Raw genomic sequence first — 23685 nt, 5'->3', positions numbered from 1 at the left:
AAATTAAGTATATTAATGCATTTGCTAAGCTACCTATTGATTTAAGTAGCCCAGCATTACAATTTTCTATAATAACTTGTCAAATATAGCCGCTTTTAATTGCTCATAATCGGCAGTCATCGGCTGTGCTAAACACGTTTTTTCTAGCGCATCTTGCAGCACTTTAGGCAGCTTTATGTGTTGCCCTAGTACTTGTTCTACTGACTCTTTAAACTTTGCAGGATGTGCAGTTGCTAAAAATATCCCGGTACTATTTGATGCTTTATCTTGTGTTAAGCCTTCATGGGCGATAGCGGTATGAGGCTCTGCAACATAACCACGAGCAGCCACTTCTTTCATCACGTCTTGCGTACGTTGCTCACTAACACAACGTGAATAAAAATCATGTTGTTCAAACTGCCCACTATCTAACATACTTTGAACACGAGGCCAATTATTAGGTTTACTCACATCCATTGCATTTGAGAGTGACTCAATAGTTGCATTTGGCGACCATTGTCCTGAGGCAATAAAACGCGGCACCGTATCGTTTTGATTGGTCACGGCTGATAACTTACTCACTGGTAAACCAATAATTGATGCAATCATTGCTGCACATACATTACCAAAATTACCACTTGGTACTGAAATATGTACATCGCCGCGCTCACCTTTTGGCAGTTGAGCCAATGCCTCAAAGTAATAACAAACCTGAGCAACCAAACGGCTAATATTAATCGAGTTAGCTGAGTTTAAACCGAGTTTTTGCTTTACTTCATCATCTAAAAACGCTTGTTTAACCAAGCTTTGACAATCATCAAAACTGCCTTCAACAGCATAACAGTGGATATTGCCACCTAAGGTAGTAAATAACTTTTGCTGTGCCAGCGATATTTTGCCTTCAGGATATAAAATCACCACATCTACATGGGGCTTATTGTAAAAGGCATGCGCCACAGCAGCCCCAGTATCACCACTTGTTGCTGTTAAAATAGTAACGCGCTCACCGTGATTAAACAAACCGATACACTCAGCCATAAAGCGACCACCAAAGTCTTTAAAAGCCAGCGTAGGACCATGAAATAGCTCTAAACAATAATTTTTTTCATCTACTTTTGCTAATTTAACTGGAAAATCAAAAGCGCGGGCAACCATCTCAGTAAGGGTGTCTTTAGGTAATTCATCACCAATTAGATGTGCCAGTATTTGCGCACTACGTTCAGCAAATGGTAAATCTAGCAAAGCGTCAACATTGTCCAAACGCGTTAAATCAGTTGGAAAAAACACCCCCTGATTGCGCCCAAGCCCCGTTTTAACAGCCTCTGTAAACGATACTTTTTGCTGTTCATCTTTTAAGTTAACCAATTGCATTACGAATGTTCTCCTTGAGAAATGGCACGAGTACCTAAGTTATCGAGTTTACAGATATGACTAAACCCATGTTCATTAATATAGTTATTTTCAAGCCATTGCTGGCATTGTTTAGCATCTTCAAGTGATTGACAAATAGCAAACAGCGTAGGACCAGCACCAGAGATACTAACCAGCTTCGCCCCTTGTGATGGTAATGCTACCTTAGCGTCACTAAACCCAGGAATAAGTGATTGACGATACGGCTCCGCCATATCATCTTGCATCAGCTCTAGCGCTTGTTCAAAACGCCCACTTTGCAACAATACACAAAAACTTGATAAACGCTGAGCAAATTCCACCGCTTTGTGAGTGGTTAAGCTTTGTGGTAATACGCCTCTTGCTTTAGCAGTATTGAGCGCAAACCCTGGGTAAGCAGCAACATAATACCAATGTTCATCTACTGGTAAGGACAATGCTTTATCTGGTACTAATTCAGCAGTAAGTTGTAAGCCACCTAAATAACAAGGTGTAATATTGTCATAATGACGTGCACCACTGACTTTACCTTCAAAATCAGCCATCAATTCTATCATCGCCGATTGTGGTAGTTGTGTAGCTGCAAATTTGTCCAAAGCGGCAAATGTTGCAACCACAGAACAGGCACTTGAGCCAAGCCCTGAACCAATTGGTAAACGTTTATCTAACGTTAGCAATACAGGAGACATACTCGGTGCAACGTGCTCTCTAAAATGCATTAAACATTGAAAAGATAAATTTTCGCTGGCATCACTGGGGAGTTTCGATGCGTAAGGACCTACGCACTTGAAGGCATCTTGCTTTGCTTGCTCAATATGAACAACGTCCCCAAGTAAAGTGCCATCAATTGGTGCAAGCGCTGCGCCCAAAGAATCAAAACCAACACAAAAGTTACCAATCGATGCAGGTGCATAAATTGAAATCATCAATAATCCCTACTCTAAAGAGTTTTTAAAATATCAGCGAATACACCCGCAGAGGTAACCTCAGCACCGGCACCATAACCACGAATAACAAATGGACGAGGTTGATAGTACTGACTTAAAATAGCCAGCGCATTTTCACCATCACGAATATCGTAAAGTGCATGCGCTTTATCTACCGCTTCAATACCGACGCGACAATGCCCATTTACAATACTCCCCACATATCGTAAAACTTTATTGTCGTTTGCCGCACTTTGTACTTTGTCTGTAAAACTGGCATCAAGCTCATGTAAACGTGCCATAAATTCATCCACAGAGCTACCTTGAGCAAAATCAACAGGCACCACTGGCTCTACTTCAATATCACTTAGCTCTAGGTTTAACCCAGACTCACGAGCAATGATAAGCAGCTTTCTCGCAACATCGGTGCCAGAGAGGTCATCCCTTGGGTCGGGTTCAGTAAAGCCATTGCTTTTGGCTTTTAGTGTTGCTTGAGATAAACTCAAACCATCTTCAAGCGCACCGAACATGTAAGAAAGAGATCCTGATAAGATGCCGTTAAACGATAACAATTCATCACCTGCACCAAATAACAATTGCAAGTTATCTAAGACAGGCAACCCAGCCCCCACATTTGTCTCATACAAGAACTTTCTTTGTTTACTTTGTGCCGCTTGCATTAACGCCTGATAATACTCATAGCTACCTGTATTGGCTTTTTTATTTGCCGCTACTACGTGAAATCCAGCGTTAAGAAAGTCGACATACTGATCCGCAAGGTGTTGTGATGATGTGCAATCAACCAGCACAGGGTTAATCAAGTGATTGGCCTTTACGAATGCTTCAACATGCTCAAGAGCAAACCCTTGCTGTTGGTTGGCAAGCTGAGATTGCCAAGTATCAAAAGGCACTCCTTCGGCGTTCAAATACAATTGCTTTGAGTTAGCAACACCATATAAGTTTAGTTTTATATTACGTGCTTCTAACCAAGCTTGTTGCTTTTTCAACTGTTTGATAAGTTCTTGACCAACTAGCCCACAACCCAATAAAAATACGTCAATCGATGGAATGTGTGTAAAGAAGTTTTCATGACAGACTTTAACAGCGTCATTACATCGCGCTCCATCAATAACTGCTGAAATCGCACTTTCTGTTGAGTCTTGTGCTATCGCAACAATATTTAACTGCGCTTGCGCTAAAGATGCAAAAAACTTTGCAGCAAGCCCCTTATGGGCTTTCATATTATCGCCAACTAAGGTCACAATAGCTAAATCACGCTGCACTTGAACAGGCTCAATCAAGCCTGCTTGCGCTTCAAGCTCAAAGGCCAACTCTAGCGCATTGAGCGCTAACTCTAAGTCCGTCTCATGAACACAAAAGCTGATACTAAACTCACATGAACTTTGTGTGATTAAAACAATAGAAACACTATCACTTGCAAGCGCATTAAATACCCGTGATGCCATACCTACTTTACCCTTCATACCAGGGCCTGATACGGTGAGCATTGCCAAGTTTTCAAGACTTGATAGCGCTTTCACCGCTTCATCACCGCGCCGCTCATTACTGATCACTGAGCCTGCAACGTCTGGGTTATGAGTATTTTTTATTTCACAAGGCACGGAGAACTTTGCACAAGGTAAAATGGTTTTAGGGTGTAATACTTTAGCGCCAAAGTATGACAACTCCATGGCTTCTTTATATGACAACCAATCAACCTTACTGGCTTTTTTAATAAACCGTGGATCTGCATTATAAACACCATCAACATCAGTCCAAATTTGACATACCTGAGCACGTAAGCAGGCTGCTGCAACGGCGGCTGAATAATCAGAACCATTACGACCCAAAGTAGTTAACTCACCACGTGCATTACTGGCAGTAAAACCTGGCATAATGTAATACTTACTCGGGTTAATATTCATGGCTGTGGCAAATTTAGACTGACTCAATTGCAAGTCCACTTCAGCATCTAGATAACCACCATGACTGGCGATACAATCTGTAGCTTCAAGGTATACCGCTTGTGAGACGCCTAACATAGCTTGCATTAATGCCACACTCATTCGCTCGCCAAAACTAATGACATAGGCACGAACCGAGTCAGGGCAGTTGTTTAGCAACTTAACTCCTGCCAACTTATTTTGTAAATCGTCAAACTTGGGCCAGTGCGTCACAGTGCCGTAAAGTTTTTCCACTTGCTCTAGCAGCGCAGTAGCACGCTCTGACAACGCCTGCCACTGAGTGGAATAATCTGCTCCCTGTTCAGCTAATTCCACAAGCTCCACAAGCTGATCAGTTATGCCACCGGGCGCTGACAACACAATCAACGCTTCTTCACCCGCCTGATTTAAGATTAAATTTTGTACTTGTTTAAGACATTCAAAGTTAGCCAGCGATGAGCCGCCAAATTTTAAAACACGCATTTTTAAGTTTCCTCATTCCTAAAACGAAAAAAGGCCTGTGTTCTTAGTGAACACAGGCCTTTTCAAATACGCACCGACCTATGCCACTATCCAGATTGGATGGTGGTTGTAATAATCGAGGTGGTGTTAAATTTTGTTTTCATGTTTTTAGCTTGCCCGAAATATAGGCACTTTGTCAACCGATAAAACAAACAAATAATATGCAAAAATTTCAACCTCGGCTTATCTATTTGCAAAAATTATGCGTTTCATTTTAGGCAAGTCGACTCAAAAATTTATTGAGGTGAAAAAATATAAGGTTAACAGTCTGTTTGTAACCTAATTAGCGTATACCATATGTGTGCAGCAGTTTTAAAAGGTGCTCACTATCAACCGGCTTTTCTAAAAACTCAATAGCACCTAATTGAATCACTTTTTGCTTCATCGTTGCTTGAATATCCGCTGATATAACAACCACAAAAGTTTCTATCTGTGGATCATTTTTTATATATTCCAGCACACCAATACCATCAAGCTGTGGCATAGTTAAATCTAAACATAATAAATCTATTGCATGGCTTTTTAACAATTCAATTGCCTCCAAACCATCTTTCGCTTGTTTTATATTTGCATTCAACGAGCTACTCAAGCTGCGAACAACTTGTTTACGTGCAACCGTTGAATCGTCACACACTAATATTGAGTAATTCATTACAATCTATCTACTGTTTTTTATACATGGCTCTTATAACACAATATTCTTTCATCAGTAAGGAATACTAGACACAATGATAATAAGGCGTTTTTCTATGCGAAAAACAAGATATTTATTTATTTTTAAGCCTTTATTAGCTAAGTTTACCATTAGCCATTCTAAAATAATTCTTCTCTGGGGAGCAGTCGTTCATTCATGCTACAAAAAAGCCTATCAAAAAAGCTACTCACGAATGTGCTCTCTGTTTACTTTTTGTTGACATTCGTTGTGACGTGCGGTCAAGTTGTCGCAGAGTATGTCAATACTAAAGATTATATCCGCAACGAATTGACGATGTTACAAAAAACATTCAGTCGCAGCCTTACACGTGCAATTTGGGAGCTAAACACCAAACAAACCGTAACGACTGCGGAGGGACTACTAGCTATTCCTATGATTGAAGGCATCATTGTACGAGATGATAGCGGAGAGATTATTTCCCAACTTGGTCGTTCACTCGACATACATGAATTATATAGCCAACAATTAGTTCAAGAAGAAGCAATTATAGAGGATACTCCTTCTGGCTTGTTTGGGTATACTTTTCCACTCATTTTTGAGTTTTCAGGCCGCGCAACTCAGGTTGGCGATGTCACATTATTTTCATCTCGCGATGTGGTTTTTAGCCGCATCATGATCTCAATTTACTTTTTAATCGGTAATGCCATGATTAAGACCACCTTCTTAATCATCTTATTTTTAATTGCATTCCGCCGCCTGCTCACTGAGCCGTTGACAGACTTAACCGACCAGATTGAGGAAATCGAACTTGATGACATCGATGGCAAAAAAATTGATATTGGAACGACTGAACGTAATGAGTTAAAAGTCATGGAAGAGGCTTTTAACAAATTAATCGACAAAGTATCTGGGTATCGCAAACAACTAAATCAAACTCAAAAAGAGCTGATTATTAGTAATGAAAAGCTTGACCAACACAATTTGCAACTAGAGCAAGAAGTGGCAAGAAAAACATCAAACCTCAGTCAAGCCATGATGGACCTACAACAACAAAAATATGAGCTTGAAAAACAAAAACTCACATTAACAGAAGAGGTTGATCTGCGTAGCCAAACAGAGCAAGAGTTGCTTACTAAGCAAAAAGAACTCGAACGATATGTTGATGAGCTGAATATGGCACAAGAGCGCCTTGTAGGCTCAGAAAAAATGGCCGCGCTTGGCGGATTGGTTGCAGGTATTACACATGATATAAATACACCGGTTGGAATTGGCGTTACTGCAACATCATTCTTACAAGAACGCTTAAACAAACTAGAAGCCGCTTACACGCAAAAAACACTCTCTCCCAAAGCGCTGGAGGAGTTTATTAATGAAGCAAAACAAAGCACCAGTTTATTGACGACCAACTTAGATAGAGCATCGGAATTAGTTGCTAGCTTTAAACAAATTGCCGTTGATCAGGCAAGTGAAGCAGTAAGGAAAATTAACTTCAAAGAATACCTCTCAGAAGTTGTTCGTTCATTGCATCCAAAAATCAAAAAGACGAAACATACCATTGATATTGATTGTCCGGATGACCTAATACTTAACCTGCCAGCAGGTGCAATAAGTCAAATATTCACTAACTTAATTATGAACTCTCTTATCCATGGCTTTGATGGTATTGATAAGGGCGCTATTGATATTAGCATTACCGATGACCATGACGATGTTAAAATTGTTTACAAAGATAATGGTCGCGGCGTAAGTAGTGGACAACTTGAAAAACTCTTTGACCCATTTTTCACGACTAAACGAGATCAAGGCGGTAGCGGCTTAGGAACGCACATAACTTTAAACTTAGTAAAGCAAACTCTTAATGGCGATATTGAAGTGAGTAGTGAAGAAGGCGAAGGCTTAACTTACTTCATTAGGTTTCCAAAAAACATGCAAGCGCCCATGGGTATATTCAGCTGAATACGCAATGTCCTACATAAAGTTTAAGTATGGCATTGCCCTTTAAGTTAAATTTCTTGCTATTATGCTTATCTATTTTTAAGCACGGATTTTCAATATATGTGGTTTAGTAACCTGATCTGTTATCGATTTAAGCAAGATGTTTCATACAACCAAGAAGAGTTTGAAAAAGCCCTAGAGCAAGACTTGTTTAGACCATGTGGCAGCCAAGATATGAGCACCTTTGGCTGGTCTAAAGCACTGGGTAAACATGGTGACAGTTTGTCGCATTTTTCGCAAAAAAGTATTCTAATATGTGCCAAACGTGAAGAAAAAGTACTTCCCGCGTCTGTAATTAACGATATGGTTGCTGAAAAAGTTGAATTGATAGAACGCGAAGAAAATCGTCCAGTAAAGAAAAAAGAAAAAGACGAACTAAAAGAAAACATTCTAAGCACCTTGCTACCTCAAGCATTTAAGAAATCTAGCCTGCAATTTGCGTTTATTGACCAAGAAAGTGGCTGGGTCGTTGTTAATAGCGCCAGCTTTAACAAAGCAGAAGAGTTACTTGCTTTACTGAGAAAGTCCTTAGGTACGCTTCCAGTGGTACCCGCTTTTGCCAATTATGATCTCGATGTATTTTTAACTGATTGGTTAACAAAATTTGAAGCGCCGGAAGGATTTGCAATTGGCACTGATGCAGAGCTTCAAGAGCCTGACGATAACGGTGCTCAAGTTAAATTAAAACAGCATGACTTGTCCTCTGATGAGATAAAAAGTCATTTAGAAAATGGTAAGCGTGTCACCAAACTCGCATTTGACTGGCGTGAGCGTGTAAAATTCATACTACAAAATGATGGTTCTATTAAACGTTTAGGTTATGCTGATGCGCTTAAAGAGCAAAACGCAGACATCCCTAAAGAAGATATGGCAGTAAAGCTTGATGCTGATTTCATTTTAGTAAGTGAAGAGATTAAAGAGCTATTAGAAGAGCTAACTCAAAATCTAGGTGACAATACCGATATATAGTCTTACGTTTGGTAAGTCGACTTTGCGACTTACCAAATTTTAGGGCTGTTGTTCTTTGCTGTGTGTTTTTGCAGCAGTTATTCGGGTGTTTTTCCAAGGCAGGGGCTGCCCCGCAGAACCTGCGTAGCATAGTTACTCTATGTAAGTCAGTTGATAACGTAGAAAAATTGCCCGAATGGCGCAGCCCAAAGGGTTCAACCAAAGGCTTCCATTACTTTGTCGTTCGCAACTAACATAAATTATTATGCTGCATTGCTCATTTCGCGTAATGAAAGCCTTTAATTTGAACAAAATCCATACCTCAAAGATCAACAACCCCTAGTTCAGTACTTATTTATGCAAACATCGATTTCACATCTTCAAGCAAGGCTTGATACTCTTCACTCGTAAACATATCCACAGAGCGAACAATTCCTTTTTGCTCGTAAATACTTAGCGACGCTGCTTTATCTGATACTTGTAAAATCCCTTCTAATATTGCGCCAACACGAATAAAGTCTACATAGCTGTCTTGCTCAGGTTTATAATTGGGATTAGACCAGCTCTCTGCTACTTCTACAAACTCTTCTGTAAAACCCCATTCACGCATAATCGCACCACCAATCTTTCCTGCCAATTTTTGAATTGCATGTGCTAAAAAGCTCGGATTCGCAAACACCTCAGGGTGGCGCTCTGCTTCGGTTAGAATAGGAAGAACACCAATATTAAAAACTAACGACGCCAAAGTAATCGTATCTTTATTAAGTGAGGTATGTTTATTAACTTTTAGGTAAAAATCCATGGTTGTGATAGCTTGGCATGCCACCTTTAAGGTTTTTTGCCATGCTTTATCCATGTAAGTTTTAATCAGTTTATTATTAGAAACGAACAATTGCTCCATCGCCATTGCTGTTGCAATATTTTTAATTTGCCTAAGTCCAATACGAGTGACAGCTTGGTTAAGTGTATTAACTTTAACTGAGCGTCCCATAAAAGCGCTGTTCGCTACTTTAATCATTCGTGCTGATAGCGCAGGATCATGAGATATAGCATCAGCCATTTGCATCAAGTTAACTTCCGGATCATCTGCGGCTTGGCGGACTCTAACCGCCACATCAGGTAAGGTAGGCAACACTAAAGTATCATTATTTATTCGATCAATAAGGATGGTAAGTAAGGCATTCTCTGTTGACATAGGTTCGATTCCAAAACGGCTTATTAGCATTAAAGTACTGTTGTTATATGGTTTTAGTATTGTCTAACATCGCCATAAAGTTAAGAAATATACATAAAAATATTTCTATTGTGCTCACTTAGAGCCTTTTCTAATAATTGCACCGCATCTGTGCAGAATATTTTTAGCTAATAAGGTAAAGTAGACTGGCATTTTTCCAATAACAATCAAAGAGAGCAACATGAGACTTTCTAAAATTAGCCAAGCATTAATTATTGCCAGCACACTCGCATTAAGCGCATGCTCAGACCCTGCAAGCACCGCAAACAAAGTTCAAGGCTCACAGCAAAAACAACCTAGCTATGAACTAATCAACACGCCACAATCTCGATTAGATATTTACACTGAAGTTACGCTACAAACTGACCTATCACACCTAAGTAATAACCAAAAAAAAATGATAGCCAAACTGATAGATGCATCTAAATTAATGGATGACCTATTTTGGAAGCAAAGCTTTGCAATGGATAAAGACTCTTTTTTAAGCCGAATTAAAGATGAAAAAGTGCGTAAGTTTGCCGATATTAACTATGGTCCTTGGGACAGGTTAGATGGTGACAAAGTTTTCTTAAATGGCTTTGAAAATAAAGCGCCGGGTGCTGAGTTTTACCCTCACGATATGACTAAAGAAGAGTTGAATAACTCAGATTTAAAAGACAAAAAAGGCCTATACTCAATCGTTAAGCGCGATGAGCAGGGTAAACTTCACACTCTTCCCTATTCTAAAATTTATGAAAAAGAGCTATCTCAAGCCGCTCAACTTTTACGAGAAGCCAGCAAGCTGGCTGATGATAAAGAGTTTGCTAATTACCTAACATTGCGCGCAGATGCGCTATTAAACAACAGTTACCAAACGTCTGACTTCGCTTGGATGGATATGAAAAATAACCCAATTGACGTAGTTATAGGTCCAATTGAAACATACGAAGATCAATTATTTGGCTATCGAGCTGGGTTTGAGTCATATGTACTCGTCAAAGATTTAGCATGGAGTGAGCGTTTAGCCAAGTTTGCCGCTTTCTTACCTGAGCTACAAACAGGCTTACCAGTTGATGAGAAGTACAAACAAGAAGTACCCGGTTCTGATGCTGATTTAAATGCTTATGATGTCATTTACTATGCTGGTCACTCAAATGCTGGTAGCAAAACAATTGCCATCAACTTGCCAAATGACGAGCAAGTTCAGCTAGAAAAAGGCACTCGCCGCCTACAACTTAAAAATGCTATGCGTGCTAAGTTTGACAAAATAATGTTACCGATAGCAGATCAACTTATTGTGCCAGAGCAGCGCAAACATATCACCTTCGATGCATTCTTTGCTAATACCATGTTCCACGAAGTAGCACATGGGTTAGGTATAAAAAACACCATAACAAACAAAGGAACTGTCCGCCAATCTTTGCAAGAACACGCAAGCGCGCTTGAAGAAGGCAAAGCTGACATTTTAGGTTTGTATATGGTTGAGCAGTTACTCAATAAAGGCGAAATCACAGAGGGCACTATCGAAGATTACTACGTTACTTTTATGGCTGGGATCTTCCGTTCGGTACGTTTTGGTGCTTCTAGTGCTCATGGTAAAGCGAACATGATCCGTTTTAACTTTTTCAAAGAACAAGGTGCATTTTCAAAAAATTCGCAAGGCCATTACAAGGTTGATATGCAGAAAATGGCTGTTGCTATGGAGAAACTATCAAACCTAATTCTAACTTTACAAGGTGATGGTGATTATCAAAAAGTTGATCAACTTATTGCAACACATGGGGATATTAAAACTGAGCTGGCGGCCGATTTAGAAAAGCTCTCTAAAGCGAATATTCCTGTTGACGTAACGTTTAAGCAAGGTAAATCAGTACTAGGACTGAAATAAGTACAAGTCACTTTACTACATAACTTAAAAAGGGCACATTAAGTGCCCTTCCTATTAAAACTTGCAAAAATGGATTTACAAACAGTAGCGTGCAAATAAGCTACTAACTGTTGCCGCAGTCGGTTTACCGTGTTGCCAATCGCCACCTTCAACGCCGCTACCTGCAATGTCCATATGCACATAAGGTAATGGTAAATCTGAATCACTACCGTGTTTGTCTATGCCACCAACAATCGCCAAAAATGCCATTGGGAATTGATGACCACGGGCGGTCACTGCCGATGGTGCATTGTTACTTGATAATACATCATCGGCCAAGGTACGAGGTTTCACAAAGTCATAGTCTTCGCGGCGACTACGCGATAATTCAGCGCCATCACCCCATAAATCACCAATATCCGCTAGCTGACGAGATACACCCATTGCTCGTGCTGGACCATTTTCAACATAAGCACTATATGGCCCCACAGCTCTTGCTGCGTGACCTGTGAGCGTTGCAACTGTAAATAGCTCTGGATTGATTGCTGATTTAGCCAGCTCTTTCATTTCGCTTAATAAATCACCCATGGCCAAACGACCTTCTGCATCAGTATTACCAATACGTACCTTCAACCCTTCACGACAAGTGATAATTTCATCTGGTACGAAGCAGTCAGAACCAATTGAATTACGTACTACGGCTAAGTAGGCAATCACTTTAACGCCAGCAGGTTGGTAATCAGCTACCGCTTTCATAAAACCTGCAACCGAGGCAGCTCCGCCTTTATCACGGCTCATTCCTGCCATAAAACCGCCCACTTTAAGGTCGGCGCCCCCTGTGTCATACACCAACCCTTTACCAACAAACATCAGTGTGCGTTTTACTTCATCGCTTGGTGTATAAACCAACTTTACAACACGAGGGTGATGTCGCTCTACAGCATAAGAAGCACGAGCTACAGTGCCAAGCATAGGGTATTGCTGCTCTATCGTATTAATATCCGAAATAATATCGACTGATACTGAAGTACCTGCAAATAACTCAACACAGTAATCAGCAAATTTTGGCGGTGCCATACGTTCAGGCTCGGTACCACACAAATCACGGGCAGCATATTGACCCGCAGCTATGGCATTTAACTGCTTACACAGTGTCTCATCAGCCCCTAGCATGCTAATTTCAGTCATTGGCTCGATGCTTTGACCACGATACTCACGCGCTTCTAGTGGTTGCCATAGCGCTTGGCACGCGCCTAAATAGGCCACTTGTAGGGCATTTTGATAACGAACATCTTTAGGCATACCGACAACATGCAAGACAGGCGCTTTGCAACCGGCTGCTTTGGCTTCACTAATGGCTGATTTTGCCGCATCAAAAATACGGCGTACATCATCATAATCGCGGTTTAATGGGCCTGTTGGTGACACTATCAAGCGCTTTCCAGGCAGTTCATCTGCAAGCACCAAAGTTGCTTTACTCGAAATTCTAGCATCGACGGCTAAATAAGGTGCAACAGCCTTATTGAGGCGTTCATCATGAAGATCATGAACGTCAGCAGCAATGACTATCACTGCATCTGCATTATTATTGACTAAGTCACTACACGGTAGCGCAAAAGGAAAAGACATAAAAAAGGCCCTTAGTTACAAAATAAGGGCCCGATTATGGGTTATTTAATAATGCTTTGCCAGTAAAGTCGCTATTGTGCAGATGAACTTACAGCTTTAGTACGATGATATTTAGTTATCACAGACCACGCTTCTAACATTACCAACACACTGACAACCAATACGATTAAATCTAATACTACCAGCAACCAATTACCTTGCTGGTAGTATTCTTGCAATTTAATCACACCAGCAAAAAATGCCATTAGTAATACAAAACTCATAGGGATCAAGGTGTATTTAGCTGAACGGCCGAGCTTTATTAAATATACTGAGATAACTAACAAAGTAAGACTGGCTAGTATTTGATTAGTTGAACCAAACAATGGCCATATAATCATACCTCCGCTGCCCGATGCTCCACCAGCCCCAAAAGCAAGTAGCAAACAACACCCAATAGCGATTAATGTGGCTACAATGCTATTTTTTAATAGTGACAACTGATAAATATCACCCCACTCTTGAATAATATAACGCTGCAATCGCACACCTGAGTCCATGGTTGTCCCCGCAAAAAGCACTACCATCACTGCCAGCAATGTCGCCGCAACTTCTGCCGAAATGCCCCAACCACTGCTGATTAAATTAGAGCCTCCAGTAATAAACGCCCCCACACTACCCGCCCCTAAATGACTGTATATTTCATGCCATTGCTCAGGCGACATTGCTAGCATTACGCCGCTCACTGCAACTAAGGTAATTAAAGCCAAAGCCCCCTCACCGACTGCACCTAAATACCCGACAAATCGTCCATCGGTTTCTTTATCTAATTGTTTTGAACTGGTACCTGAGGACACAATGCCATGAAAGCCGGAAACAGCACCACATGCTATGGTGACAAATAATAAGGGTATGATGCTGGGTGTTTCGGCAACGACCTGCGTATTAAATGCCGGGGCTGTGATATCTGGCATGACCACAAATACCGCACCATAAAGCAATATCAGCCCAACTAGTAATTGCATACCATTGATAAAATCTCTCGGTTGTAAAAGCATCCATACTGGCAATAAAGATGCTACAGCAGCATAGATGAATAAAATCACAATCCAATTGGCTTTATCACTAAGACCAAACATCTCTGTTGGCAATGCCAAGGGCATGCTTGAGCCCATGTAGATAGTGGCATATAAAATAGCAACGCCAATTATACACAACGGTACTAACGGCACTTTACGCTTGAGTAGTTGCCCTATAACCAAAGCCACAGCGATTGCAGCCCAAGCTGGCAATACCGCACTAGGGTTTGCCACAAATGAGTTGGCAATAACGACACCAAATACAGCATTCACCATTAATAACACCAGAAAAACCACAATCATAAATAAAGCACGGGTACGCTTACCAATGACGGTTTCAGAAAGTGCCCCCATTGACTTACCCTGATGACGCGAACTGGCCCACAACGCCCCCATATCATGAATTCCGGCAAAGAATATGGTGCCAATGACCACCCATAATACCGCAGGGACCCATCCCCAATACACTGCAATTGCAGGCCCAACAATGGGAGCAGCTCCCGCAACAGACGTGAAATGATGACCCCAAAGTACCACTTTGTTGGTAGGCACAAAATCTACACCATCATTTAACTCATGGGCCGGAGTGACAAAAGTGTCATCCATCTTAAAAATTTTTTCAGCAATAAATTTGGAATAAACAAACCAACCGAATAGCATACCTATGATGCCAAACATGACTATCATAATTGACTGCATTGTGGGCTCCCATGCTCATTATTGTATTAGTATAATTTTAGAAATTAACACAGTTAACAAATAATGCACTTACCTTTTAGTCGCAATCAAACAAACCTAGCTGAGCTTGGCTATTTTTAGCATCAATAAGCCCAATATTAATGCCAATCAAGCGAACTGGCTTATTTGGGTAGCGCACTAGTAAGTCTTGTAATAGCGCGACCAGTACCTCAACATTTAAGCTATCATATTGGCATTCTTTACTTACTGATTGAAAATCAAAAAACTTAACCTTTACGCCTAGCTTGTTCATACCTCGTGTTTGCAAGTACGATTGTGAACGCCGAGTCAGTTCAGGAAACAACGACTCAATAAGCCGCCGTGTTAACTCTTCTCCATCACTGGTGTCTTCACTGAATGTCGTTTCAACCCCAACCGACTTTCTTACACGATGAGTTTCCACTTGGCGTTCATCAATGCCATTGCAGCGACGCCATAAAACCAACCCAAACTTACCAAAACGTTGATACAAAAAATCTTCACTACTGGCTTTTATATCGCAACCGTACTGAAAGCCCAATGCCAATAGTTTTTGCTGGGTGACTTTGCCTACTCCTGGTATTTTTTTTAAAGGCAGCGTATCAATAAAATCATGCACCTCATTGGGTGTTATCACAAACTGGCCATTTGGCTTGTTTTCATCACTGGCTATCTTTGCTAAAAATTTAATTGATGCAATACCTGCCGAGGCCGTAAGGCCAGTTTCACGCTCAATATCGGCCCGTATTTGCTGTGCAATTAAAGTTGCACTGCCACCAAACTCACCGCAATCAGTTACATCTAAATACGCTTCATCTAAGGACAGCGGTTCTATCAGTTGCGTATAACGAGTAAATATTGTTCTTATTTGTGCTGATACCGCTTTATAAACCGCCATTCTGCCAGGCACAATTACTAATTGAGGGCACAGCTTTTTTGCTTGATAATTAGACATTGCAGAGCGCACGCCATATTCACGCGCTAGGTAATTAGCCGTAGACAAAACCCCTCGGTGACTATTGCCACCAATTGCCATCGGAATATTAGTCAGCTTAGGATTGTCTCGCATTTCAACTGCTGCATAGAAACAATCCATATCAATATGTATGAATTTACGCATCATCAAACAACTGTATTTATATACAGCTCATTATGCCCATAATTTTACCCCTGTTGCAACTTTTACTCGTGCCCTGAATGCACTAAACTGGGTAAGTCTTGACGTTAACGTCGAATCTAACTTTAACAAGGATTTAGCATGCAATTTAGTCGACTCGGTAGTAGCACACTCGATGTATCAAGAGTGTGCTTGGGCAGTATGACCTGGGGTTTGCAAAACAATCAACATGATGCAGACGAGCAAATTAACTTCGCGCTCAGCCATGGTGTTAATTTTATAGATACCGCAGAGCTTTATGCAATTCCCCCTTCTGCGAATACATATGGGAAAACCGAATCAATCATCGGTAATTGGTTAGCACGACATCGTGAAAAGCGAGAGCAGTTGATACTGGCAACCAAAATTTCAGGCAGTGGTGTTAGCTGGATTAGAGAAGGCGCGCCAATCACAGGACAAGCAATTTTACAGGCAGTTGATGACTCTTTGCAGCGTTTGAACACTGATTATATCGACCTTTATCAACTACACTGGCCTAATCGAACTTCACCTCATTTTGCCAAGCATTGGCCTGGTATGGTGACATTCTCTGACGTTAACCGAGATCAAGAAGTTGCCGCGATGCTAGATATTTTACAAGCCCTTCATGCTTGTATTGAACAAGGTAAAATTCGTAACTGGGGATTATCAGATGATACCACTTGGGGGATCAACACCTATTTGCGCCTAAGCTCACAACATAACCTTGCCAAGCCTGTTGCCATTCAAAACGAATTTAACTTATTACACACAAAAGACTGGCCTTATTTAATTGAAAACTGCGTGCACGAAGACATTGCATTTTTACCTTGGTCTCCTCTAGCAGCGGGTTCGTTAACGGGTAAATACCTCAATGGTGCGCGCCCTGAAGGGTCTCGTTGGACACACATGCAGCGCAATGGGTTATTTAGAGATACGCTCCAAGCCAATCAAGCAATTGAGGCATATACAAAGCTTGCTCAACAATTTGGTATTACACCAGCACAGTTAGCACTTGCTTGGGTTAATCAAGTGGATGGGGTCACTTCAACCATTATTGGCGCCACCTCAATGTCACAGTTAAAAGAAAACATACAGGCTTTCGACCTTAATTTAACAGGTGAGCAGATTAAAGCTGTGCATGAAGTGCTGCACCACTTTCCCTCTCCTTATTAACTTTGTCGTATTAAAAGCCTTTAATTTGAACAAACCCAAACCTCCCTCTAAGGCCCTTGTATGGGCCTATGCGTAGCTAAAACATTAACCTTTGTTTGCACATACCGTATAATTGGCTATCAAAATATACCACTAGATATCCTTTATAATGCAGCAACTAAATCCAACCACTGTCAATACGCTACCTGGCACTCATTTTACTCGCCATACAACTCGAGCCATTGTACTTGATGGTGAGAAGATTTTGTTGTTATATACCGCCCGCTATGACGATTATTCACTACCAGGTGGCGGCATTGATAAAAATGAAACCATAGAGCAAGCATTACTTAGGGAACTACAAGAAGAAACTGGCGTAGAAAGTATCGTTAATATCAGAGAGTTTGGTCGATACGAGGAGTACCGTGTTTGGTACAAACATGATTATGACAATATCCACATCATATCAAATTGTTATATTTGTGAAATATGCGGCCAATTCAACCAGCCTCAAATGGAAGACTATGAGCAAGCAAATGGCATGAAGCCAGTTTGGGTAAACATTAATGAAGCAATTGCACACAACCAGCGCACCTTAAAAAACAGCGAAAAAAAAGGCCAGTCTTTGATTAGAGAGCTCTATTTATTACAGAAAATTAAAACTGACCTAATGTAATACCATTAAATAAATTACCAGATATTTCGATAGATAAATGACTTAGTAACAAGGCGAAAGCTACGGTATGACATTATTCTAAATGGGTCACTTTTAACGCCGTTAATGAGTCAGTTAGCTCGCTAGAATGGTCGGTGTTGTAATAAAGTGGGCATAATAGAGCAAGTACTTTAAAAAGGTAAATGCGATGTGCCTTTGTGTGCTATTTAGTCATGTACGCTAACCCATAAACAATCTACAATGGGAAGTTGAACACTGGAGGTAGTATGGCGTTGAGATTTTTTCATTGTATTTTAATCACTGTGCTTGTGAGCATAGTCTCAAAGGCACAAGCACTCATATTTTATGCAGAAGACTTACCCCCATACCATTTTAAAAACGCCCAAGGGCAAATATCTGGAGCCCTTGTAGAAATAACACATGCCGCATTAAAACACGCAGAACTTGATGGCACATTCTCCATCATGCCTATGGCGCGTGCCTATAAAGAACTACAAGAAGACCCTAATGCGCTGATGCTTTCTTTAATCAAAACCCCCGAACGAGCCAGAGAGTTTAAATGGATTGCGCAAAGCTATTTTGCTGATGCATACTTAGTAAGCTTAGCGAGTAACCCAATCAATCCACAAACTCTCGAAGCAGCACAAAACTTAAGAGTAAGTACCATTCGAGGCTATTCTAGTGCTCGCTTTTTGCAACAAGCTGGGTTCAGTGAAGAAGAAAACCTGGTGCTTGTCGGTCACTACACACAACTTTGGCAACTGCTTTATAAAAAGCGTATTGATCTTGTTCTCACCAACACACTAACACTTGAAAACGAGATTATACGCAGTGGCTTAAACCCTAAACTTATTGAGAAAAAACTGCATTTAACAGGACTTTCCTCAGAGCTTTGGCTTAGTGCAAACATTAAATTAGACCCAAAAATCGCTCAAAAGCTCAGTGCCGCTATGGAGCATATTAAAAAAAGTGGTGTTTATGCGCAAATACTCACTCGCTGGCAACTGCCTGTGCCTCAATCTGACAAGTAGTACTCAACACTTGTGACAACACGCACAGTTTTGATTTGAGGTGTATTGCTATCTCTGTCACTAATACTGAATTGCCCTTGGCGCGCTGATTTTATTTTACCAAGTTGAGAGTCTGAATCCTTAGCAAATTTAAGTGCCACTTCACGTGCCTTTTGCGTTGCCTCTTGCACCATTTTAGGTTTGATATCATTAAGACCTGTAAACATATATTCAATCCGGTTTTGATAGTCATCTTGAGTAATCGCTATTCCCTGCTTTGCCAATGTACTTAATTGACCCAACGCAAGCTTAACTTTATCTGGTTGATGGCTAAACACAGTCAGACCTGATTTAGCAACATAGCGAAAGCCTCGCTCATTTTGACCATATTCTTGTGCATACTTATCTACAATTGAGGGTGTTGCTTGGCTCACCTCACTTTCATTAAAACCATGTAAAGTTAAAAATGCCCGAATAGCTGAGTTTTTCTCCTCAAGTCTTGCTACCAACGCTTCCAAGTTATTATCAGCATCTTTGTAAAATACCGGCCAAATCACCGTATCAGCCATCACTTCTTGCTCTGCTAGACCTTTGACCTGTACCGTTCTTTCCATACTTTTTATATCTTGAAATGTTTGCGCTATCAGCCAAGTACTTAGTACTAAACCTAACGCCAGTATGCCCGCAGCCCCGATATGCTTACCCAATGCTTCATTCATTTTTATTGCTCCAAATAAGTTGCTAGATCAAACTATCACTGATTATGGCTCGATCAATAACCAAAAACTGATTAAAGTGATAACTCACCAAAGTTTTCAACTTTTGAGCTGATGAGTTTAACTACTCGTATCTGAATGCCTCATGTATCCAAGCTAGGGCATGTTGACACATGAGGTATGAATTTTGTGCACATCAAAGGCTTTCAATACGCCAAATGAGCAATGCAGCATAATAGTTCATAAACAAACAACAAAGATAAGCACGCTCTAAGTCTCAATCAAGATTTAGTACTTAATCTCAGGTTTGGATAAGGGTTTTGTAATAGAGAATATTTTTTCAACAAATGTTACGTACAATCCAATGATGATATTTTGTTCAATATCAAGGCGCTTTTATGCAGTAATAACGTGCTATTGCAAATGAAAGCAACGCCGAGAGTGTGAAAAATAGCTTTATTGGGCAAATTCGCTTATCCAGAGCTGAGATTACTTAACCATATGGATTAAAACAGGAAAATAAATGAGCGTTAAACAAATAGGGCAATTTTTAAATCCACGCTCCGTGGCCGTGATCGGTGCCTCAAACTCACCCGAGCGTGCTGGATTTGTGGTCATGCGCAATTTACTGCAAGGTGGCTTTAAAGGCCCAATCATGCCTGTCAGCCCTAAACACAAAGCGGTACATGGGGTACTAGCATATACGAGTATTAACGCCTTACCACAGCCTCCTGAACTTGCGGTTATTTGTACTAATAAGCATACTCTGGAACCGCTACTCAAACAGTTAAGTGATATCGGTTGTCAAAACGTAGTGATCATCGCTGCAGGTTTAAATAGCAAGCAAAAAATCGCGATAAAAAAGGCAACTAAGCGTCACAATATCCAATTACTTGGGCCCAATTGCTTAGGCCTACTCGTGCCACATATTGGGCTCAATGCAAGCTTCTCTCATACTGTAGCCACCTCAGGAAAACTGGCTTTTGTTTCTCAATCAGCTGCTGTGTGCTCAACTATATTGGACTGGGCACAAAGTAAGCGCATTGGTTTTTCCTATTTTGTCTCTGTTGGGGATTGCTTAGGAATTGATTTTGATGAACTGCTGGATTTTCTCGGCCGTGATGCAAGAACCAAAGCGATATTATTATATATAGACAATATCGATGATGTTAGACGATTTATCTCTGCAGCCAGAGCTGCGGCCTTTAGCAAACCCGTCATTGTTATTAAAACAGGCAGAACCCAAGCTGGGGCAGAAGCGGCCTATATACACACTGGTGGTAAAACTTCAGACGATACGGTGTATGATGCCATGTTTCAGCGTGCTGGTATGCTTAGAGTGAATGATTTACGAGAGTTATTTGCTGCCACCCAAACACTGGCTTTACACCCCAAACTTTTACAAGTAGAGCACCTTTGTATTTTAACTAATGGCGGCGGGCCCGGTGTGATGGCTGTTGATACTTTACTGCAGCGCTCTGGCAAGCTTGCACAACTTGATACAAAAACACGTGCCGCATTGAACGCCATAATACCGCAATCAGATAAAACATCTAACCCCGTAGATTTGTTTGGCGACTCCTCCCCGCAACGCTATCAAAAAGCACTTGAGATCCTCCTAAAAGCGCCAGAAGTAAAAAACTTGCTGATCATTCACTCGCCATCAGCGCTGGCACCCAGTGAGGATTACGCAAAAATTATCGCAACGACTTTACAGACAATTCCTAAAATGGCGCGCCCTTTTGTTATGACCAATTTTATGGGTGAAAGTGCGGCTTACTCAGCAAGGGATATTTGCGCTGATAATGATATTCCAACTTACCGCACGCCAGAAGGAGCTGTAGGCGCATTTATGCATTTAATCAGTTATCGTCGAAATCAAAAGCATTTAACCCAAACACCAGAGTCCAAAAGCGACAATAAACAAATCAATGCAAAAGCCGCGAAAAAAACAATTCAGTCTTTATTAAAACAAGGACATACCTCACTATCCACACACTTGGCGCATCAGCTACTTTGTCATTATGATATTGATTGCATAGAAACGCGCGTCGCGTTAACACCTACTGAAGCAAAAGAGCAATCCATTGAACTTGGTTTTCCTGTAGCACTTAAATTAATCAGCCCATCAATAGCCTCTAAGTCAGAAGTAGGTGGTGTTGTGCTAAATTTAAACGACAGTAACGAAGTAGAGCAAACTGCGTTCGCGATGCTGTTACGTATCAAAAACGCTTATCCTGATGCGCTTATTGAAGGCTTTTCACTGCAGAAAATGGCACCCCGGGCCGGTGCGCAAGAGTTGCGAATAGCGGTAAAAACTGAACCAAACTTTGGTCCAGTTATTTTACTTGGTGAAGCTGGAACTGGACTTGAGTTTTCGCAAGCTGCGGTGGCACTACCGCCATTAAATATGAACTTGGCTAAATACCTGATTGCCGCAGCACATGATAAAGGGGTACTTAAAGAGCGTGCAATACCAGGTAAGGTTGATAAATATCGACTCTGTGATTTACTCACGCGTATATCACAATTGGTGATTGACCAACCTGATATATGGTCTATTGAACTCAACCCAGTCCTTGCCAGTTGTGGCCAGTTTTTAGTACTTGATGCCAATATTACCTTAGCTCCCTATCAACCCACATTAGGTAAAAAGCGTTTAGTAATAAGACCATACCCTAAAGATTTAGTACAAAATGTTACTTTAAAAAATGGTCAGAGCGCCATTTTAAGGCCTATCAAACCAGAAGATGAACGCGCCCATCAAGAGTTTGATCAATCTTTGTCAAAAGAAGATCGTTACCGTCGATTTTTTGGTGAACTACCGCAATTTAACCACGAACAACTCGCTAAAATGACACAAATCGATTATGACCGAGAAATGGCATTTATTATCATTGAACCATACAAAAGTAGCTATCGAACGTTAGGGGTATCTCGCCTTTTAATTGAACCAGATAATTCAAGCGCAGAGTTTGCAGTAATTGTGCGCTCTGATTCTCAAGGGTTAGGTCTTGGACGATTATTAATGAGTGCTATCATTGACTATGCATCACAACAAGGGATCTCATTACTCAGTGGTATTACATTGCCAGAAAATGGCGGTATGATCGAGTTAGCTAAAAAGCTCGACTTTACCGTTATTCGTGACTTTGAAGAAGGCACTATTAATATGGAGTTAAAATTAAACTCATTATGCTAACTATTTATCGTGGAAAAATAGCCGCAATACTTGAAGGTAGTGGCAAATACTATCATGTAGGGCGCTATCTAGATCTCTTTTTAATTGCCCTGATTATGACAAATGTTGTTGCTATTGTGTTGGAATCAGTACCAAATCTTGCGAAGCAATATCACGACTATTTTCTCCAACTCGAGCTCATTTCCGTTGCCATCTTTGCCATAGAGTACTTATTAAGGCTGTGGTGTTGTGTAGATAAAATTGAATATAAACACCTATCTTGCAGTAATATAAAAAAACGTCTCAAGTATTTTTGCTCTGCACTGGCAATCATTGATTTAATAGCTATTTTACCGACCTTGCTGATGGTGTTCATCACTTTTGACTTACGCTTTTTAAGAGTCGTTAGGTTGTTACGCATCTTTAAGCTCACTCGCTATTCAAGGGCTATGCAACTACTATTAGCCGCTTTTAAAGAAGAGAGTAGTAGCTTACTGGCTGCATTTTTTATCATGTCGGTTGTTCTAATTATGGCATCTTGCGGTATTTATTTGCTTGAACATGATATACAGCCAGATAAGTTTGGTTCTATCCCACAAGCTATGTGGTGGGCCATGGCAACACTGACCACGGTAGGATATGGTGATGTTGTGCCTGTAACTGCCGCAGGGAGGTTTTTTGGTGGTGTTATCACATTACTGAGTATGGGTATGGTAGCAATTCCCACAGGGTTACTTGCCTCTAGCTTTGCTGATCAACAGCGCAAAAGCCGCGATGCTTTTAATGAAGCTATTTTGCATAGCTTAAACGACGGGAAAATAGACCCAAGCGAGCAAGAACACTTGGAGATGCTGCGTATAGAGCTTGGTTTAAGTCATGCTGAGGCTAATCAAGCAATAAAAATGATGAGTAGCCAACGTGTTCATGCCTTATATTGCAAGCATTGTGGTAATAAGCTGTAATTACAATAT

Annotated in this window: 17 protein-coding genes; 8 read left to right on the top strand and 9 right to left on the bottom strand. The window is 40.8% G+C overall.

Features of this window, described 5'->3' with window-relative positions; translation table 11 throughout:
- Nucleotides 1-66 precede the first annotated feature (66 nt).
- From thrC to OCI93_RS00535, 4 genes are all read right to left on the bottom strand, one after another.
- A complete protein-coding gene (thrC, locus tag OCI93_RS00550; protein WP_261592480.1) occupies nt 67-1350 on the bottom strand; it encodes a threonine synthase in 1284 nt (427 codons plus the stop codon).
- Nucleotides 1350-2294, bottom strand: a complete 945-nt coding sequence (gene thrB, locus OCI93_RS00545) for a homoserine kinase (protein WP_261625549.1) — start codon at nt 2292-2294, stop codon at nt 1350-1352. Before thrB ends, thrC begins: the two co-directional genes overlap by 1 nt.
- Before the next feature lie 14 nt (nt 2295-2308).
- Complete coding sequence (gene thrA / locus OCI93_RS00540) at nt 2309-4720, bottom strand: bifunctional aspartate kinase/homoserine dehydrogenase I (protein WP_261592482.1); 2412 nt, start codon at nt 4718-4720, stop codon at nt 2309-2311.
- A 322-nt stretch (nt 4721-5042) separates the two neighbouring features.
- On the bottom strand, nt 5043-5411 hold the full coding sequence (locus OCI93_RS00535) for a response regulator (RefSeq protein ID WP_261592483.1): 369 nt from the start codon (nt 5409-5411) through the stop codon (nt 5043-5045).
- Nucleotides 5412-5609: 198 nt separating this feature from the next.
- Here OCI93_RS00535 and OCI93_RS00530 point away from each other — a divergent pair, with 198 nt between their 5' ends.
- Together OCI93_RS00530 and rdgC are read left to right on the top strand one after the other, a co-directional pair.
- Nucleotides 5610-7370, top strand: coding sequence for an ATP-binding protein (locus OCI93_RS00530; RefSeq protein ID WP_261592484.1), 1761 nt, complete (start codon nt 5610-5612; stop codon nt 7368-7370).
- Between the two features lie 99 nt (nt 7371-7469).
- Nucleotides 7470-8378, top strand: coding sequence for a recombination-associated protein RdgC (rdgC, locus tag OCI93_RS00525; RefSeq protein ID WP_261592485.1), 909 nt, complete (start codon nt 7470-7472; stop codon nt 8376-8378).
- 334 nt (nt 8379-8712) lie between these two features.
- Here the strand turns inward: rdgC and OCI93_RS00520 are convergent, their stop codons facing one another.
- Nucleotides 8713-9552 (bottom strand): HDOD domain-containing protein, encoded by an 840-nt coding sequence (locus OCI93_RS00520; protein ID WP_261592486.1) that lies wholly within the window; start codon nt 9550-9552, stop codon nt 8713-8715.
- 220 nt (nt 9553-9772) lie between these two features.
- Between OCI93_RS00520 and OCI93_RS00515 the strand changes: the two genes are divergently transcribed.
- Nucleotides 9773-11458, top strand: a complete 1686-nt coding sequence (locus OCI93_RS00515; RefSeq protein ID WP_261592487.1) for a dipeptidyl-peptidase 3 family protein — start codon at nt 9773-9775, stop codon at nt 11456-11458.
- Nucleotides 11459-11533: 75 nt separating this feature from the next.
- Here OCI93_RS00515 and OCI93_RS00510 read toward each other — a convergent pair whose 3' ends face one another.
- The 3 genes from OCI93_RS00510 to dinB all read right to left on the bottom strand — a co-directional run bounded on the left by OCI93_RS00510 (nt 11534) and on the right by dinB (nt 15961).
- Nucleotides 11534-13066, bottom strand: coding sequence for a M17 family metallopeptidase (locus OCI93_RS00510; RefSeq protein WP_261592488.1), 1533 nt, complete (start codon nt 13064-13066; stop codon nt 11534-11536).
- A gap of 71 nt (nt 13067-13137) precedes the next feature.
- The gene (locus tag OCI93_RS00505; RefSeq protein WP_261592489.1) at nt 13138-14823 is read right to left on the bottom strand and encodes a carbon starvation CstA family protein; all 1686 of its coding nucleotides are present in this window, start codon (nt 14821-14823) and stop codon (nt 13138-13140) included.
- A gap of 76 nt (nt 14824-14899) precedes the next feature.
- A complete protein-coding gene (gene dinB, locus OCI93_RS00500) occupies nt 14900-15961 on the bottom strand; it encodes a DNA polymerase IV (RefSeq protein WP_261592663.1) in 1062 nt (353 codons plus the stop codon).
- A gap of 138 nt (nt 15962-16099) precedes the next feature.
- On the opposite strand from dinB, the gene OCI93_RS00495 reads away from it, so the two are divergent.
- From OCI93_RS00495 to OCI93_RS00485, 3 genes are all read left to right on the top strand, one after another.
- On the top strand, nt 16100-17152 hold the full coding sequence (locus OCI93_RS00495) for an aldo/keto reductase (protein WP_261592490.1): 1053 nt from the start codon (nt 16100-16102) through the stop codon (nt 17150-17152).
- 148 nt (nt 17153-17300) lie between these two features.
- Nucleotides 17301-17807, top strand: a complete 507-nt coding sequence (locus OCI93_RS00490) for an NUDIX hydrolase (protein ID WP_261592491.1) — start codon at nt 17301-17303, stop codon at nt 17805-17807.
- Nucleotides 17808-18073: 266 nt separating this feature from the next.
- Nucleotides 18074-18838, top strand: coding sequence for a substrate-binding periplasmic protein (locus tag OCI93_RS00485; protein ID WP_261592492.1), 765 nt, complete (start codon nt 18074-18076; stop codon nt 18836-18838).
- On the opposite strand, the gene OCI93_RS00480 is transcribed toward OCI93_RS00485, so the two are convergent.
- Nucleotides 18823-19536 (bottom strand): SIMPL domain-containing protein, encoded by a 714-nt coding sequence (locus tag OCI93_RS00480; RefSeq protein WP_261592493.1) that lies wholly within the window; start codon nt 19534-19536, stop codon nt 18823-18825. The two genes, OCI93_RS00485 and OCI93_RS00480, sit on opposite strands and share 16 nt — an antisense overlap.
- Before the next feature lie 520 nt (nt 19537-20056).
- Between OCI93_RS00480 and OCI93_RS00475 the strand changes: the two genes are divergently transcribed.
- Together OCI93_RS00475 and OCI93_RS00470 are read left to right on the top strand one after the other, a co-directional pair.
- Nucleotides 20057-22735 (top strand): bifunctional acetate--CoA ligase family protein/GNAT family N-acetyltransferase, encoded by a 2679-nt coding sequence (locus OCI93_RS00475; protein WP_261592494.1) that lies wholly within the window; start codon nt 20057-20059, stop codon nt 22733-22735.
- Complete coding sequence (locus tag OCI93_RS00470; protein WP_261592495.1) at nt 22729-23676, top strand: ion transporter; 948 nt, start codon at nt 22729-22731, stop codon at nt 23674-23676. The genes OCI93_RS00475 and OCI93_RS00470 overlap by 7 nt, the downstream gene beginning before the upstream one ends.
- Nucleotides 23677-23685: the final 9 nt, after the last annotated feature.

It is taken from the genome of Pseudoalteromonas holothuriae (genome assembly GCF_945859825.1).
In the GTDB taxonomy this organism is placed as follows: domain Bacteria; phylum Pseudomonadota; class Gammaproteobacteria; order Enterobacterales; family Alteromonadaceae; genus Pseudoalteromonas; species Pseudoalteromonas holothuriae.
Note: the sequence above shows the minus strand (reverse complement) of the source record. Positions and strands in the feature narration are given on the sequence as shown.

What these genes read in the sequence shown, in the direction of transcription:
- thrC (WP_261592480.1), bottom strand. Translation starts at nt 1,350, where the DNA reads ATGCAATTGGTTAACTTAAAAGATGAACAGCAAAAAGTATCGTTTACA.
- thrB (WP_261625549.1), bottom strand. Translation starts at nt 2,294, where the DNA reads ATGATTTCAATTTATGCACCTGCATCGATTGGTAACTTTTGTGTTGGT.
- thrA (WP_261592482.1), bottom strand. Translation starts at nt 4,720, where the DNA reads ATGCGTGTTTTAAAATTTGGCGGCTCATCGCTGGCTAACTTTGAATGT.
- OCI93_RS00535 (WP_261592483.1), bottom strand. Translation starts at nt 5,411, where the DNA reads ATGAATTACTCAATATTAGTGTGTGACGATTCAACGGTTGCACGTAAA.
- OCI93_RS00530 (WP_261592484.1), top strand. Translation starts at nt 5,610, where the DNA reads ATGCTACAAAAAAGCCTATCAAAAAAGCTACTCACGAATGTGCTCTCT.
- rdgC (WP_261592485.1), top strand. Translation starts at nt 7,470, where the DNA reads ATGTGGTTTAGTAACCTGATCTGTTATCGATTTAAGCAAGATGTTTCA.
- OCI93_RS00520 (WP_261592486.1), bottom strand. Translation starts at nt 9,552, where the DNA reads ATGTCAACAGAGAATGCCTTACTTACCATCCTTATTGATCGAATAAAT.
- OCI93_RS00515 (WP_261592487.1), top strand. Translation starts at nt 9,773, where the DNA reads ATGAGACTTTCTAAAATTAGCCAAGCATTAATTATTGCCAGCACACTC.
- OCI93_RS00510 (WP_261592488.1), bottom strand. Translation starts at nt 13,066, where the DNA reads ATGTCTTTTCCTTTTGCGCTACCGTGTAGTGACTTAGTCAATAATAAT.
- OCI93_RS00505 (WP_261592489.1), bottom strand. Translation starts at nt 14,823, where the DNA reads ATGCAGTCAATTATGATAGTCATGTTTGGCATCATAGGTATGCTATTC.
- dinB (WP_261592663.1), bottom strand. Translation starts at nt 15,961, where the DNA reads ATGCGTAAATTCATACATATTGATATGGATTGTTTCTATGCAGCAGTT.
- OCI93_RS00495 (WP_261592490.1), top strand. Translation starts at nt 16,100, where the DNA reads ATGCAATTTAGTCGACTCGGTAGTAGCACACTCGATGTATCAAGAGTG.
- OCI93_RS00490 (WP_261592491.1), top strand. Translation starts at nt 17,301, where the DNA reads ATGCAGCAACTAAATCCAACCACTGTCAATACGCTACCTGGCACTCAT.
- OCI93_RS00485 (WP_261592492.1), top strand. Translation starts at nt 18,074, where the DNA reads ATGGCGTTGAGATTTTTTCATTGTATTTTAATCACTGTGCTTGTGAGC.
- OCI93_RS00480 (WP_261592493.1), bottom strand. Translation starts at nt 19,536, where the DNA reads ATGAATGAAGCATTGGGTAAGCATATCGGGGCTGCGGGCATACTGGCG.
- OCI93_RS00475 (WP_261592494.1), top strand. Translation starts at nt 20,057, where the DNA reads ATGAGCGTTAAACAAATAGGGCAATTTTTAAATCCACGCTCCGTGGCC.
- OCI93_RS00470 (WP_261592495.1), top strand. Translation starts at nt 22,729, where the DNA reads ATGCTAACTATTTATCGTGGAAAAATAGCCGCAATACTTGAAGGTAGT.